This window comes from Stenotrophomonas sp. (genome assembly GCF_032061965.1).
GTDB lineage: Bacteria > Pseudomonadota > Gammaproteobacteria > Xanthomonadales > Xanthomonadaceae > Stenotrophomonas.
In genome coordinates this window covers 34119-49562 of record NZ_DAMBEF010000020.1, presented here as the reverse complement: position 1 = coordinate 49562, position 15444 = coordinate 34119, and the positions used below count along the sequence as shown (strand labels likewise).

The 15444-nt window shown below is 61.9% G+C and carries 11 protein-coding genes; 6 read left to right on the top strand and 5 right to left on the bottom strand.

The window, feature by feature from the left end; genetic code table 11:
* Positions 1–134 precede the first annotated feature (134 nt).
* Together RT460_RS12025 and RT460_RS12020 are read left to right on the top strand one after the other, a co-directional pair.
* Positions 135–782: a DUF938 domain-containing protein gene (locus RT460_RS12025; protein ID WP_313319196.1), complete on the top strand. Its 648-nt coding sequence runs from the start codon at positions 135–137 to the stop codon at positions 780–782.
* A gap of 33 nt (positions 783–815) precedes the next feature.
* Positions 816–2720, top strand: a complete 1905-nt coding sequence (locus tag RT460_RS12020) for a peptidase M61 (protein ID WP_313319195.1) — start codon at positions 816–818, stop codon at positions 2718–2720.
* Positions 2721–2896: 176 nt separating this feature from the next.
* On the opposite strand, the gene RT460_RS12015 is transcribed toward RT460_RS12020, so the two are convergent.
* From RT460_RS12015 to RT460_RS12005, 3 genes are read right to left on the bottom strand one after another with little or no spacing between them, the layout of a single operon-like run.
* The gene (locus RT460_RS12015) at positions 2897–5149 is read right to left on the bottom strand and encodes a TonB-dependent receptor (protein WP_313319194.1); all 2253 of its coding nucleotides are present in this window, start codon (positions 5147–5149) and stop codon (positions 2897–2899) included.
* Positions 5150–5166: 17 nt separating this feature from the next.
* Positions 5167–6387 carry an MFS transporter gene (locus tag RT460_RS12010; protein ID WP_313319193.1) on the bottom strand — a complete coding sequence of 407 codons (1221 nt, stop codon included), beginning with the start codon at positions 6385–6387 and terminating at the stop codon, positions 5167–5169.
* Positions 6377–6763 (bottom strand): hypothetical protein, encoded by a 387-nt coding sequence (locus RT460_RS12005; RefSeq protein WP_313319192.1) that lies wholly within the window; start codon positions 6761–6763, stop codon positions 6377–6379. The genes RT460_RS12010 and RT460_RS12005 overlap by 11 nt, the downstream gene beginning before the upstream one ends.
* Before the next feature lie 137 nt (positions 6764–6900).
* On the opposite strand from RT460_RS12005, the gene RT460_RS12000 reads away from it, so the two are divergent.
* On the top strand, positions 6901–7848 hold the full coding sequence (locus RT460_RS12000; RefSeq protein ID WP_313319191.1) for an AraC family transcriptional regulator: 948 nt from the start codon (positions 6901–6903) through the stop codon (positions 7846–7848).
* A gap of 69 nt (positions 7849–7917) precedes the next feature.
* Here the strand turns inward: RT460_RS12000 and RT460_RS11995 are convergent, their stop codons facing one another.
* The gene (locus tag RT460_RS11995; protein WP_313319190.1) at positions 7918–8811 is read right to left on the bottom strand and encodes an NAD(P)-dependent oxidoreductase; all 894 of its coding nucleotides are present in this window, start codon (positions 8809–8811) and stop codon (positions 7918–7920) included.
* Between the two features lie 324 nt (positions 8812–9135).
* On the opposite strand from RT460_RS11995, the gene RT460_RS11990 reads away from it, so the two are divergent.
* On the top strand, positions 9136–9855 hold the full coding sequence (locus RT460_RS11990) for a hypothetical protein (protein ID WP_313319189.1): 720 nt from the start codon (positions 9136–9138) through the stop codon (positions 9853–9855).
* Positions 9856–9912: 57 nt separating this feature from the next.
* Complete coding sequence (locus RT460_RS11985) at positions 9913–10293, top strand: hypothetical protein (RefSeq protein WP_313319188.1); 381 nt, start codon at positions 9913–9915, stop codon at positions 10291–10293.
* Between the two features lie 161 nt (positions 10294–10454).
* Here RT460_RS11985 and RT460_RS11980 read toward each other — a convergent pair whose 3' ends face one another.
* A complete protein-coding gene (locus RT460_RS11980) occupies positions 10455–14744 on the bottom strand; it encodes a hypothetical protein (protein ID WP_313319187.1) in 4290 nt (1429 codons plus the stop codon).
* 247 nt (positions 14745–14991) lie between these two features.
* Here RT460_RS11980 and RT460_RS11975 point away from each other — a divergent pair, with 247 nt between their 5' ends.
* On the top strand, positions 14992–15396 hold the full coding sequence (locus RT460_RS11975; RefSeq protein WP_313319186.1) for a hypothetical protein: 405 nt from the start codon (positions 14992–14994) through the stop codon (positions 15394–15396).
* The last annotated feature ends 48 nt before the right edge of the window (positions 15397–15444 follow it).

The following is a 15444-nucleotide window of genomic DNA, read 5'->3' as shown; positions in this document are numbered from 1 at the left end:
CCAGCGATGCACTGCACCGCACAAGACCCTTGAATCTCGGCGGGCCAAGGGTTTGAGCACAAGTGACCATGGTCATGCATGGCCGCAAACCGGCACTGCGGCACAATCTTCAGTGTTATCAACAGGCCCCGATCATGACCAAGCCCTACGCCGAATCCTGCGAGCGCAACAGCGCGCCCATCCTGCAGGTGCTGCAGCGCTACCTGGGCCAGGCCCGCAGCGTATTGGAGATTGGCAGCGGCACCGGCCAGCACGCCGTGCACTTCGCCACCGCACTGCCCTGGCTGCGCTGGCAGGCCAGCGATCACCGCGACCATCTGCCCGGCATCGGCCTGTGGCTGGACGAGGCCGGTTTGCCCAATACCCCGTCAGCGCTGGAACTGCAGGCGGTGGTCGGCGGCGGGCTGCAACCGTTGCCGCCGCTGCCCGTGCATGACGACCTGGCCGGCTTCGATGCGGTGTTCACCGCCAATACCCTGCACATCATGGGCTGGGAGGAAGTGCAGGCCGTGTTCGCCGGCTTGCCGTTGTTGATGGCGCCCGACGCGCTGTTCATCGCCTATGGGCCGTTCAACTACAACGGTGCATTCACCAGCGACAGCAACCGCAACTTCGACGGCTGGTTGAAGGCGCGTGACCCGCGTTCGGGCATCCGCGATTTCGAGGCCGTCGACGCCTTGGCCCGCGCACAGCAGCTGGTGCTGCGGGAGGACGTGGCCATGCCCGCCAACAACCGTTGCCTGGTATGGCAGCGGGTGCGCGGCTGGAGCGGGCCGGGCTAGGATGCAATCACTTCAGGCAAAGGGCGGTGCGTGATGCGGGGACGTAACTGGTTGTTGGCAATGATGCTGGGTGCCGCAGCGCCGCTGGCATGCGCGCAGGCGCAGCCGCTGGACGCACGCGCGGCGGCAATGCAGGTGCAGGCCAGCTACCCGGGCGTTATCGAGCTGGAGGTGGATGCCAGTGACCTGCAGCGCCGCATCCAGCGCGTGCACCAACGCATTCCGGTGTCGGCTGGCGCGTTGACCCTGTGGTATCCGCAGTGGATCCCCGGCAACCACGCGCCTACCGGCCCGATCAACCAGATGGCCGGCCTGGTCATCCGTGGCAACGGCCAGGCACTGCAATGGACGCGTGATTCCGGCGACATGTACGCCTTCAAGCTGCAGGTGCCGGAAGGCGTCAGCATGCTGGATATCGAGTTCCAGTACCTGTCACCTACCGCGTCCGACCAGGGCCGCGTGGCAATGACGCCGAACATGCTCGACCTGCAATGGCACCGCGTGCTGTTGTACCCGGCCGGTTACGACGCGCGCGGCATCCAAGTCAAACCCAGCCTGCGCCTGCCGGAAGGCTGGCAGAGCGGCACTGCCCTGGACGTCGCCCAACACAGTGGTGGCACGGAGCAGTACACGCCGGTGTCGCTGATGACCCTGATTGATTCGCCGGTTTTCGCGGGCCAGTACTTCAAGCGCTTCGCATTGGATGAAGCTTCCAAGCAACCGGTGTGGCTGGATGTATTTGGCGAGAACCCGCAAGGCCTGCAAGCCGATGCCAAGGTGCTGGACGCGCATCGTGCGCTGGTGCGCGAGGCCGATGCAGTGTTCGGCTCGCGCCCGTATACACGCTACAACTTCCTGTTGGCGGTGTCGGATGTATTCAGCGGCATTGGCCTGGAACACGCGCAGAGCAGTGAGAACGGCATGCACGACGGTTACCTGCGCGGTGAGCGCCCGTACACCGACAACGATCTGCTGCCGCACGAATACGCCCATGCATGGATAGGCAAGGCCTGGCGCCCGCGCCCAACCTGGGTGCCGCATTACAACGCGCCGATGTTCAACGATGACCTGTGGATGTACGAAGGCCAGACCCAGTACTGGGCAGTCGTACTGGCCGCACGTTCGGGCCTGTGGAAGCCGGACTACGCGATGGCCATGCTGGCCCAGCTGCAGGCCAACTACGCCACCCAGCCCGGCCGCCACTGGCGCGATCTGCAGGACACCGTGCATCAGGGCATCCTCGACTTCAATTCGAAGCCGCAGGCCTGGGCCGATTGGCAGCGAGCATTCGAGTTCTACAACGAAAGCACCCTGTTGTGGTTGGGCGTGGATGCGCGGCTGCGCAGACTGTCCAAAGGCAAGGTCACGCTGGATGATTTCGCCAAGCGCTTCCATCAAGGCGGCAAGCAGGGCGACATCCGCCTGTATGAGCGCGCCGACGTGATGCAGGGGCTGGAAGCGGTGCAACCCGGTGATTGGGACAGCTTCATCGGCAGCCGCCTGGACGCACGCGATGGCAAGGCACCGGACGGTTTGGCTGCCGCCGGTTGGGAGCTGTACTACGACGAGCAACCGAACCTGGTGATTGCCGACGGCGAGGCCGATGGCGCAACCGACCTGCAGTATTCCTTGGGCTTGAAGGCAGGCAGTGATGGCGTGTTGCAAGCCGTTGGCTGGGACAGCCCGGCATTCAAGGCGGGCCTGGCCAAGGACGTGACCATTATTGCGGTGAACGGTTTGGCGTACAGCGGTGGCCGGTTGAAGCAGGCCGTGACGGATGGCAAGCAGAACGGCACGCCGATCGAGTTGATCGTGCGACAGGCGGATAGTTTCCGCACGGTGCGCATCGATTACCGCGAGGGATTGCGCTATCCGCATCTGCGGCGGATTGAGGGGACGGCGGATTTGTTGACGCGGATTTTGGCGGCGCGGCGGTAAAGAGCGGCAGGGGCCGCGAGCAGTCCCTTCTCCCGCTTGCGGGAGAAGGTGGCCCGAAGGGGCGGATGAGGGAAGCTTTAAAAGCGTTGGGTCTGCTCGCTAGAAGCTTCCCCTCACCCCAACCCCTCTCCCGCAAGCGGGAGAGGGGCTACTAGTGTCCCCGGCCCTCCGAGCCCTCAGTACTCCACCCGATACCCCACCCCAAACGTCCTTCCCTGCGCCGGCACGCTCGACAATTTGCCGTAGGTCGCTTCCGCCTGCTGCCCATACACCGTCTTGTAGTCACGGTCGGCCAGGTTGTAGACGCCAACACTGAAGCGCCCACCCGCAAGCGGCAGCTCACCAATCAGGTCAAACACCGCGTAGCCGCGGATCTTCGCCGCCGGCGTCGCGCGGATGGCCGGGCTGACCGCCGCTACCTGCGCATCACGCCAGGCAGCATCCGTGCCGCCCACCGCTTGGCCCTGCAGACGCAACAGGCTGTCGTTGGCAAAACGCCACTGCCCATGCACGCCAGCCTTCAATGGCGACACGCGGAAGGCATTGAGCTCGCGCCACTGCCCGGCGGCATCGCGGTACTGGCCGCGCGTGCTCGCCACGCTGGCACCCAACTCCAGCTGCGCGGTAGGCGTATAGCGCAGGTTGGCTTCCACGCCATATACGCGCTCATCGGTGTCAGCCACCGACACACTGTAGTTGCGGTTGAATTGCACGGTTTTGTCCGAGCGGTTGTAGAACGCGGTCACCGCGCTCTGCAGCTGCGAGTTGCTCAAGCGCCAGCCCAGCTCGTAGTTGTCCACCTTGATGGGGCCGATGTTGCGGCTGTCGATGACGAAGTTGGCCGGTACGTCGCGCAGCATGCGCTGTGTATCCGGCAGGCTGAAGCCCTGCGAGAAGTTCGCGAACAGCTGTTGCGCATCACTGAACTTGTAGACCACACCGGCATTGAACAAGGTCTGCGAATGCCGCACGCGGCCACCGGCCAGCAGCTGCGGCTGATAGCCGGGCACTGCGTCGGCGGTGATGGCCTCGGTGTAGGGCAGCGAATGATCCACGTTGTTGCGCAGGATCTGATGACGCACGCCGGCCTGCACACTGAAGCGCTCACTCAGCGCATGGTCGGCCTGCAGGAACAGGCCGGTGGTATCCACCCGTACATCCGGGCCCATCGCGTATTGGGCAGTCGGCGTGTACTTCAAGCCATTGCTGGCGATGAAGGTGTTGATGTCGTACATCTGCCCGCGCTGGCTGTCTTGCTCGCGCTCATGGTCCACGCCATAGGACAGCTGCAGGCTGCGACCGCCGATATCAAAGCCCTTGTGCAACGCGGTGCGCAGGCCCCAGACGTCGATGTCGGTATTGGACTGCATCGCCACATAGGCATAGCCACCGGGCAGCGCCGGATGCACCAGGGTGGATACCGACGGGAACCAACGGCCCTGTTCGTTTCGGTAATAGGCTTCCACGCTCAGTTCCTGGCCGCTGAACACATCGCGGTTGCGGTACTGCGCGTTGACGCCCTGGTGGCGGGTGCGCGGCTGTGCATTCAACTGCAGGCCATCGACCGCATTGTGGCTGGGCTGGTAGGCGGGGTTGAACAGCGCCGCCAGGCGCGGGCCGTAATCCGGGCCGTAGTCGCTGTCCTGCTGGTCGTCATACCAGCGCATGCCCACGCTCAGTTGCTGCGTAGGGCTCAGCGCCCAATCCAGGCGGGCGTTGAGTTCCTTGGTCTCGGTGTCCTGGCGGTCGGTCTGGGCGATCTCCGGGCCGATGCGGCGGCCGTGTGCATCCAGCGATGCACCCTGACGGCCGTAGGCAATACCAAAGGCACCGCTGAAGCTGTCACCGCGCACGGTCATGGTCTGCGCGGCATTCCAGGCCAGGTTGTCGCTGGATACATCTGACGGCGCGCGAAGGCCGAGCTGGCTCGCCAGCTGCACCGGCGCATCACCCGGCTGCAAGGTGATGATGTTGATGATGCCGCCGCTGGCACCGGCACCATACAGCGCGGTGGCACCGGAGATCACCTCGATGCGCTCGATCATCGTCGGCGAGATGCTGTTGAGCTGACGCGAGCCATCGCGTGCGCCGGTCAGCGGCACGCCATCGATCATCACCTGCACGCTGCGCCCGCGCATGGTCATGCCGTAGTTGCTGGTAGTGCCACTGGCCGGCGCCAGCGACGGCACCAATTGGCCGAGGATGTCGGCGGTGCTGCGGCCGGCCGCGGTCTGCTGGGCGATCTGCTCACGCTCGATGGCGTACACGGTGCCGGCGATCTCGGCCACGCTGCGCGCGCCACGCACGGCGGTGACGCTGACTGCATCAAGCTGGCGGGTGCCGGCAGTGGTGCTGGTCTGTGCTGCCAGCTGGCCGCTGATGGCCAGGCTCAGCAGGGCGAGCGGAAGCGTTGCTGCGGTATGCCGCATGGTGTCCTCGGAACGTATCAGGGAGAAGAAGGGGAAGGCGCGAAACGGCGCAGCAGCGGACGGCACAACAGCAAGCCAAGTGCAGAGGCAATCGCCAGCGCCACGTAATACGCGGTGTAGCCAAGGCCCTTGGCGAGGAAGCCGGACAGCGCGCCGCCGATGAAATAGATCAGCAGTTCGAAGCAGACCAGCAAGGTGAAGTCGGTGCCGGCCTGCTCGCGCGAGCTGATCCGCATGAACAAGGCATACAGGCTGGTCATCGCCACATAGCGCAGCGCCAGCAGGGCAATCACCAGTGCGCCCAGCCAAAACTGCGAGGTGGCAAGCACACCGCTGTACAGCAGCGCGGCCAGCAGTACATACAGCAGCGTGCGCCACCAACCGGCATGCATCAGCAGCTGCTCGGCGCTGCGCTGTTTGAGCAACCAGGCCGCGCCCACGGCGGCCAACATGCCAACACCGGCGCCACCCACCGAGATCAGCAGGCCGATCTCGGTCAGGCTCCACTTCTGATCCACCAGCAGCGGATTGACCATCGCCATCGCCGGGGCTTCCACCATGCGGTACAGGACGATCAATAACAGCGCCCAACGCAGCTCGGGCCGGCGCAGCGCACGCAGCACGCTGGGCCGCTGACCTGCCGCCGGGCGTGGCACTTCGTTGATCTGCTGCACGGCGAACAGGGTGAGCGCACTCATTGCGGCCAGGCTGAGCAGGGCCACATTCCAGCCGCGCGTTTCATACAGCCACAGCACGCCGGCACCGCCGACCATGCTGCCCAGCGCCACGCCTACGCTCTGCGCCATGCTGCCCAGGCGGTGCTCGGCCGGTGCCAACGCTTCCACCGTATAGCCATCGATGGCAATGTCCTGGGTGGCGGCAATGGTGGAGATCCACATGCCGACCAGCACGAATACGGTCAGGCCGTGGTCCAGCCCGGTGAAGGCCAATACCAGGATGCCGACCAGCAACAGCAGCTGGGTCAGCCACAACCAACTGCGGCGCCGGCCCAATGCCGGCAGGTGCCAGCGGTCCACCAGCGGCGCCCACAGGAACTTGAACGCCCACGGCAGATAAAGCAGCGACAACATGCCGATCCAGCGCAGGTCCACGCCCTGGCTGCGCAGGATGGCCGGCACCGCCACGTTGTAGAAATACAGCGGCAGCGCATGGGCCATGTACAGCACCACGATCACGCCCAGGCCGAAGTGGGAGGCGGCAGCGCGCTCAGTGCGCATCGGCCTGCTCCAACTGTTGGCCGATCCAGCGCATGCCGTCGGCGGCATCGGTGGTGACCAGATAGGGCACGCCCCAGGCCGCATGCAGGGCCGGGGTATCCAGCCGCTGCTGTTCGGCCGCGCTGCTGGCAATGCGCACCAGCCCCTTGCAGTACTGGCGGAAGGCCGGCTTGTGCTGCTTGTACCAGACCGCCTGTATGGCCCGGTAATCGTCACTGAAGCTGGCGCCGGGCGCGGTGCTGGCGATGAAGTAGAACGGCGTGGCCGTCACGATCAGTGCTTCCACGCGCTGCAACCAATAGCGGATCTCGTCCGCACTGACCGCATCGTGGAAGACGGCGCGGACCACGGCCGCCTGCTTGATCGTCAAACCCATTGCCGCTGACCTTCACTGAATACGGGGGAAGGGCCGCCCACACGCGACCCTTCAAATAAGAATAGTTATCAATACCATTGAAAGTTTAGGCGCGGCGAAGGAAAATTTAGGCACAACGACAATCGTGGGTGCCTTGCATGCAGGTCTATACCTGCGCCGAACTGATGGACGCAGCCCACGCCTTGGGCGGCCAGGTGGACTTCGCGTCCGGCCTGCCCGACGCCATGCCAGTGTTGGCCGGCTGGCAGCGGGTGCAGGCACTGGACGCCGGCCTGGTGCTGTACCTGAGCTGCAGCCGCGACATGGTGGGCGGCTGCAGCCACAACCGCCTGCCGGCGGGTTTGACCGCCAGCTTCCTGCTGCAGGGCGAGGCCGACGTGGTCATCGGCGACGAACGCCTGCGCCTGGACAGCCGCCACAACCGCAACCCGGCCATGCTGATCCACCTGCGCGAGGACGACCAGTTCCTGCGCCATTGGCAGGCCGGCCGCCAGGAAACCAAGGTCAGCCTGCACTTCAGCGACGGCTGGCTGGCCCAGCAGCTCGATGGCGTTGCCACGCCGGGCATCACCCGCCTGCGCCGCAGCCATGCCCGCAACCAGCGCTGGCAGCCGAGCGCAGCCCTGCTGCGGCGAGCGGCAGGCTTGTTTGAAACCGATCCCTGCAGCCCGCCGCTGCTGCGCCGTCTGCAGCAGGAAAGCTTTGCCCTGGAACTTGCGGCGGGCGTGGTGCAAGCACTGGCAGCAGAGCAGGGCGAGCGCGCGCTTGGCGCGCACCTGCAGCGCTGCGTGGAACGCCTGCAGCAATGGCTGCACAGCGGCGCGGCCGACAGTCTCAGCATCAACCAGATGGCGCGGCAGCTGGGCACCAATGCGGTGGACCTGCAACGCGGCTTCCAGCAGCAACACGGCAGCAGCATCGCCGCCTATCTGCGCACGCTGCGGCTGGAGCGTGCGAGACAAGCACTGCTGAGGCAGCGCGTGCCGGTGGAAGTAGCCGCTGATATCGCGGGCTACGCACACACCAGTAGTTTCAGTGCCGCGTTCAAACGGCAGTTCGGCGTATCACCCTCGCAGCTGAAATAACGCCGCTGCTTGTAGGAGCGGCGTAAGCCGCGAAGCAAGCGAACTCAATCGAAACGACATCGCGCCGGATCAATCGACTGTCCGGTCAACAAAGTCCCGCGTATACGGCAGCACTTCCAGACTGCGCCGATCCACCTGCGCCAATACCTCGCCGAAGCCAAACGCAGGCTCCCAGCCCAATGCCTGCCGGATAGCGGCGTTGTCATAAACCCGGTCAATGACCGCAGGCAGCGGCCAACCACGTCGCTCATGCTCGGCAACCAGCGCCGGGCAGCGTAGCCGCAGGACTTCCCCCGCATCGCGCCCCAACTGCCCAAGATCCTCGGGCTGGAACGGCGTCGAGCCGCTGACGACGAATCGACAGAAAGAGCCGGCCGGCAAAGCCAACGCCGCCACATGCGCATCAGCAACATCGCGGACATCAATACCGCGATGCAGGCGTAGCACCGACATCTGATCCGCAGGCTGCGGGAAGCAGCGCGACATGCGGATGACGCTGCATGTCAGCCCTGCACCGGACCAGTCCGCCAGGATCTGCTCGGCTTCCAGCTTGGTGCGGTGGTACACCGTCTTGGGCTGCGGCGTCACGGATTCGTCGATCCACGTGCAACCCTGCTCGGCGACAGCATCGCCATACAGCGCGGTGGTACTGGTATAGACCACCTGTTTCACGCCCGCCTGCTGCGCAGCCTCCAGCAATTGCTGCACACCCGCCACATTAACCCGCTCGAACTCGCGATCGGATACCAGGCCGACATGTGGCGCGTGGTACGAGGCGGTGTGGAAAACTACATCGACGCCCTGCAATGCCGAGTGCAGCAATCGGCTATCGGTGAAATCACCAATAAGCGACGAGCAGGAGAAAGGGGAGCGGTCGAGGCCAATGACCTCATGATTGGCTGCGACCGCGTTGTAGATTGCGCGGCCAATCCGGCCTGAACTACCGGTGATAAGAGCTTTCACGAGAAAAAGAGTATGGCGCCCGGGAGCTGCCGGGATGGGTGCATGGTAAATCCATTGCTACATCTAAGGCTACGCGAGGGCGCGCATCAAAGCGCTACTGGTCGTAGACCGTCATCGACCTAGGCGGACGTTCGCATGTCTGTTGGCGTTGGTACAGAGTAATAACGAAGTCTGCCGTCTGTTCCGCCCAGATGTTGGCTTGTTGGCTCGCCGTAGCCGCCTTAAGATTGAGCTGCATCGGGGGGGGGGGCTGCCATATGGTGCACGGGGAATCGGCCTTGCAACTGGACCCAAAGGGGTAGCTTGGGTTGCACTGGAATACTCATGCACTACTGGAACAAAGACAGCCTTGAGGGTCTTGCATCGCTTGCGGCTGGATTGGCTGCATGCGAGGACTTTGCTCACCTCGCTGAGTATTGCCGTTGTCGCGAGGCAGGCCTGCGGCGAGAAGCATTTGCCTCACTCGATACCTTCCTTTCATATGCTGAGACGTGGGAGCGCGAGAAGTCCCAGGACGCCGTGAATGCTGTCCTGACGCTTCACTTCCGCACCCCGGGTTGCCATCAGTTCCTTGCACAGCCGCTGATGAAACGCTTCGTGGACCCTGTTCTCCAACGATGGCTGAAGGACGGTCCTGATTCCATAGTCCCGCTGCGGTGGCTGGCGATCCTCCGCCAAGACCCGCAACTACTTGGCAGGGTGCTGTCCTTGGAACCTGGTGACATGGCGATTCGGCGCATGCTGATTGTCAAACGGCTGGATTCGGTTGACTACTCGACCCATCACTTGAACGAAGGTTTCCTCATAGGAAGCTTGGATGAAGCCTTGGAAGAGTTGCGGCGAGCGTCCGATCTGATTGAGGACGCTGCGGATCGTGAATCGGTCTCCGACCTTGACCGTGAGGCGAGGCAGTATGGTCAGATGCTTTTTGATTGGCAGGCGTACAAGGCTCGACCGGTCGGCAGCTTTCCCGAATGGTGTGCGGCGAGGGGTCGGGATTATCATTGGTCAATCACTGTGTACCACGGCGAAGGCGCTACTTAGCAATTCATTGAATGTTAGCTCGCGTCGCGGGCCGGAAACTCAGGGGTTCGGCAGGGGATGAAAATATTTCGTCGGCAATTGATCTACGTTCAAGTGCGCCAGGACCACTTCATTGCTCGCGCCGTCGGTGGAGAAAGAACAATTCGCCGCCAGTGCCACGCTCTTGGCAATCGAGCGGGTCCAATCAGGAACTTCTCGACCATCCGGTCTCAGCTCAAAGAAATGTTCTCAGAACTCAAATCCGGCTTCTCGCTCGTCAAGCCATGGGCGCTTTTGCATTTTGATCCAGTCGAGTACCCAGTCACAAAGGAAGAGCTCGCTGAATTCCAAACGGTTGCTATGCGTAGCGGGGTGAGCTTCTGCTGGCTCTCCACTTGGGAACACCAGCACGAGGATATGGACTTGCTGACCATCTTAGAGCAGGGTCCGAACAAATAACTTAAAACCGCGGCGCAGCGCGGTTGGTTTTGAGAATTCGAACGCCTGCTTCTAGCCGAAAGCGGGCATCGGTGGAGCAGGGGATTAGATTGATTTGTCGGGGGTAGGGAAGGGCGACTTTCGACCCAAAGCGGTCATCGGACGCTGTTGTTCCAGCGGTACTACGTCCTTCCTCTGGGGCGTAGGTCGAGACCCCTGACGGCAACGAACGCCCCATACCCCAAGCTGGACGTCAATGCCTTTGCTTCGGCATCCAAACTGGCTATTACCTCTTCGAATTCCATCCGGCATCCGGTATCCGGATCCTTCCAGAATCGATCGGTCGCCACCGATATCAGCAGGCAACCCACCCGCCGGTGCTCCGGCGCCATGTACTTTCCAACCAGCTGCATATGGAGCGCATTCTGAAGATCGGGGAAGGTGTAGCCGTTTTCGCCGATCTTGAGCTCGATCACCGCTTCAAGTTGTGCGGCGGTAGAGGCTAAACGGATATCGGTTTCTTTCTCATCGCCCGTCGCGGCTTCCTGATTGACCATGTACGCGCCCCGCGCCATCTTCTGCAATTCTGCCGCCAACGCACGGCGTAGCAACCGCTCGATATCGATCGTCGCCCATAACTCCCGTGGTGACGCGTCCTGGAGCAGAAGATCCTCGATGTCGGCAAGCCTCGTGTCGAGCAGGGCGGCGATCTCCACGCGGCTGGTTGGCGAGAAATCATGCTCCCGCTCTAGCTGTACGACGTCGACCTCGCTCAGGACAACGGCATCCCAGTCTTCCGCCAGCTTCTCAAGAGCAACCGCCCGGACGCGGTCGCGGTAGTGCGCGACTTCTGGGTCATCGGCGAACTGTATCTTGATGCCCCATGCGCCGGGCCCCTTGATGCCCAATAGAGCGTTTCCCAGCATGCTCCGGGCGCGTTGCGCCTTATCTCGGGGCCCGGGCGAGTAGGTGCCCACATGATCCAGGTCGTCCTCGAGCCTGACGTGACGATTGGCCAGTCTGACGAGCCGCAACAGCAGTTCAGGCGACACTTCGAACTTGGCCAGATCCAGATCGGATTCTTGGCCGAACAGCGACGAGAACCAGCCAACCACCTGCGATTGCTGTGCAGGCAAGATCCCCTCGGCTAGCCGCTCCATTTCTTCGACGCATACTGCAGGATCCAACCGCGCGAGGATCGGAAGCCAGAACAGGATTTCTGATGGTTTCGGGGAGCCTTGTAACTTTGGTATTCCGGTTGTTCGTATGTACGCAACGTCTTGGTTATCTCCGTGGTCGAGAAGAAGCTTTGTTGCCCGACCTATCTTGTCGGCTTCCAGAATGGAAGCGTCCTTCGTGGGGAGCGAGTCTTTCAGCCAAGATCGAATGCGTCCTAGGAACAGCGATATGACCGCGGGAGACGCATAGGAGATATCTTGCAAGAGCATCGAATGCTTCGCATCCGCGTCCTTCAATTCATCCATGAGCTCATTTCCGATCGTTGTATCCACAACGGTCGGATGCACGTGAGCAACCGCCTCGAGCCAAGCTGGGAGTCGATTCAGATCTAGCAATGCGTAACGACAAGCAAGGTTCGCTTCTTCCAACGTGAGTATGGACGCCCACGAGGCGCCTTCCGACTCCGCATAGAGACCGGCAAGACCCATGCGCCATCGCATCAGATAGCTGTTTCTCTGGCCTGCCGGCCGCTCTGACTTCAGGGTGGGTCGGTCCTTACGCCACGCTGCCGCGAGCGCGACCTTGAAGCGATCCGCCATGTCCTTGTCGAAGACGCGCTCGATGAACCCGGGATTCCATCCGGAGAATGAGCGATCTTGAGCATCCTTCTCCATGGCACGCCAAAGATTCCAACTGGTGTTGTCGATGCGGCTCTCCGAGAAGGCGATCTCCGGATCATTGTTCAGCTCGCGCCAGAACAGCTTCCAACTGGCCAGATTCTTGGCATGCTTCCGTTGGGATTTTTCCTTGCGCTTCTCACTCTCTATCTGCCATGCAGGGGGAGGGCCCGGGTTCTCTACCGCGTTCAGGTACTCTTTGGAGCGGAGCTCTAGTACTTCGTTGTCACTGGACATCGCAACGAGCTGCTTCACCCAAGCTAGACGATCCTGGTGGTCACCCGAGTAGCGCAAGGTGGTCTCCAAGGCGAGTTCGCGATCTGCAAGTGGCCTGGATGTATCGGAGAGCGCTGCCAGCAGCCAGTCGGCATCCTTTTGGAGCTCGATCTGGTATGCGCCATGCGACTGAAACTGATAGAGGCGAAGGAACGGTTCGCAGTCGTTCTTCGGGTAGTGCTCCCTGACCAAGCGGTCATTGGCCCAGAAAATGCCCTCCCGAACCTCGCTCGGCGCGTCGGTAAGGACGGCGCTCAGGGTCCTGGTGTCTTCAGTCGCGTCATGATCCAGTCTTGCAAGTAATCCGGCTAAAGCGACGGCATCGAAGAGATCGGAGCCGATTTCTCGCATCTCCAGTCGGCGCCGACTGGCGACTAGGAGCGCCGGCACTAGATCCTGACGATCGGATGTGACCCGATAGTATTGGTCGTGCCAGCGGCAACTGTTGGACACCAGTTCTGCTAGTCCGTGTTGCAGCTCCGCCAATACAATAGGTTCCAACTTCGCCTTGGCTACTGACAACGGCAGCATTGTTGATATGCCCCCGATCTCACGCGATTTTGGAGATAGGCGTGCAAGCGTCTTGACGAGTTGTGGAACCGATAAGTGCTGGGGAAACAGGTAGTGGACGACAGACCGCGCCAGATCCTCGGGGCAATCCTGCGATGGTGCTGCGATCAGTTCCAGTAACGCCGGCAGGCGCGAATCCCGAAGTTCCGCAAGCGCGAGAAGCCCATTCAAACGATCGCGCGGATCGTTGTCTGGATTGGTGGCAACGCCATAGGCGATGCCTGCGAGCCCAGTCATCTGCCCAGCCCCGATTAGTTCAAGCAGCGTCTCTCGAACCTCGGGATTCTTGATGCCGCCAGCCCATAGGCGGGCGATGACGTCGTTGAGATCGTTCGTCGCAAGGCGTTGGACCTGCAGATTCGGAATTCCCTGCCCCCTCCATCCGCCGGCGCCGTACATGTGAACGTATCGCTCCAGCGCCTGCGTCCGCAGCACCAGGTTCAATGAACCGGGGTCGCCATATCGCATCAAAACGCTCGGCTCATGCTTGAGTAGTTCGGAGCAAATGGGCGACATGTGGGGTGCCAGCCAAGCCGCAACGGGCTGCAGCGAAGGCTTGACGATCCGCTGGCCCTCCGGTGTTGTCGCGAATAGTAGGCGCATCAACGTCCGGATCGGAAGTCCGCGATCCGCGAGCAGTTTGAGCCGTTCCGCTGCCAGGAACTCGACGATGGATCGATTGTGGAATCGAACGCGCCCATAGGTGGCAAAACCAAAGAGGGGACGTTCGAGCAGCGTTTTCACCTCATCGTCTGACCAGTCGCCCAGGATCTTGGCCGGATCCAGGGTCGCGTCCCCACGGCCGCGGTCATTGTCGCTGCTGTGCCAGAGTGTCAATTTTCGCGAGAGGAGGGCAGCCAAGGCCAATCGGGCTGCCCCGCCGCGTACCCGCTGTGGCGGCAACTGTGTCCGCTCCGGCCGGTCGCCGCGAGCCCGAAGCTTGATGTCGATGCTGCTATCCACTTGTTCGCGGTGAGCACGAATGCGTCCGTGCATCTTCCAGTCACCACAAAGCTCCAAAAAATCCAACGGCCGCTTAGCGAAGTCGTGAGCATGGTGGGCATTGATGGCGTCCAGAAGCGCATCCGGATCCCCCACGCCTTGGGCAACTGCGAGTGCACGCATGTGCTTCTCGTCCAGCGCCGACAGGGCGACAAAACGCCATTCCGGCGTTGATCGCTTGGCCGACTTTTCTTTGTTCACGCTCATCGCCACGTTGGCGAAGTAATCCTCCGGTACGAACACATCCGGAGCTGGTTGAAACGGAAGCCGCTTTCGAACAACGTTCAAGTCGAATGCGGTCGGGCGCGTCGTCAGCACGATGCACGCTCGCTCAAGATTGTCGCCTAGGACTGCGGCGAACTGCTTGAGGGTCGTTTCAAAAGAGCGCTGGGTGAGCTTCAACTCGTCGACCGAGTCCAGGAAGAAGAATGCACGTTCGGTCTGGGCTGCTTTCCAGTTGTCGAAGCGCTGCTTCTCCTCGGCGGAGAACTGCCCTTCCAGCGGGGCCGTCGCCAGCGTGGCCAGTTCCACAAAGAACGCCGATCGTCCTTCCTCCCAAAGCCTTTGCTGCTGGCGCTGGCACTCGTACGTCTTGCCCATACCCGCTTCAGAGACGATCAGGATGCGCTCGGAACCTAACAGGGTAGACCAGCCAGTCCTTCCCCCAATGGCGAGATCAGCGAGCAGCTCGGTGGTCTCAATTTGGGTATTTTCATCGGTGGGCAGATCAAAAAAAGTGCGATCCAGTTCTTGGTCAGCCATCGCCATGGGTCAAGTGATGAGAGAGATGCCGTAAATAGTACCCACCGGACAGGCGTTGTTGCTTCATTAGTGACTGCGCCACTTGGTTGGCCAATCACGACCAGGCTGACGCAGCAAAGTGGATAGATCAGTCATCCGCAGATAACGGGCGTCCGCTTGTGGCCGTTAGCTGACATCGAATAGAATCCGCGCGTTTCCAAACTCAGTTCCTAACGAGTCCAGCGGATCCCAAACCATCGGAAGGTTGGAAAATATGCACAAGATCATGGTCTTCGCAGTGACGCTGCTAGCTGCAAACAGCGCTCTAGCGCGCGACCGCCCCATCCGCTCCTGCGAAAAAGCTCCCCTTCTGGCAGAAATCCAGAAGCTGCTTCCCGATCATGTGATCGGCGAAATCGCCGATGTGGAACCGAAGCCAGTAGAGAAGCTTCCACAGTTTCCACGCGGCATCTGGATGCGCTCCAGCAGCAGCCTGACCTGCGTCGTGGTTGTCCTGGACGAAACCGGCAAGGCGCAGGATGCCATCGTCTCCTATCCGTCCCGAATGGGGCTGACCGAACAGGAGAAGCAGGTGATTCTTTCCGTTCAATGGACGCCGGCACAGCTTGGCGGGCAAGCGCGGCCTTCCCTGGTGTCCATGGATTTCGAGACCCGCTGACGCAGGTTCAGTCGGTAACAGCCTTGAGCTTCAACGTTGACGCTGAAA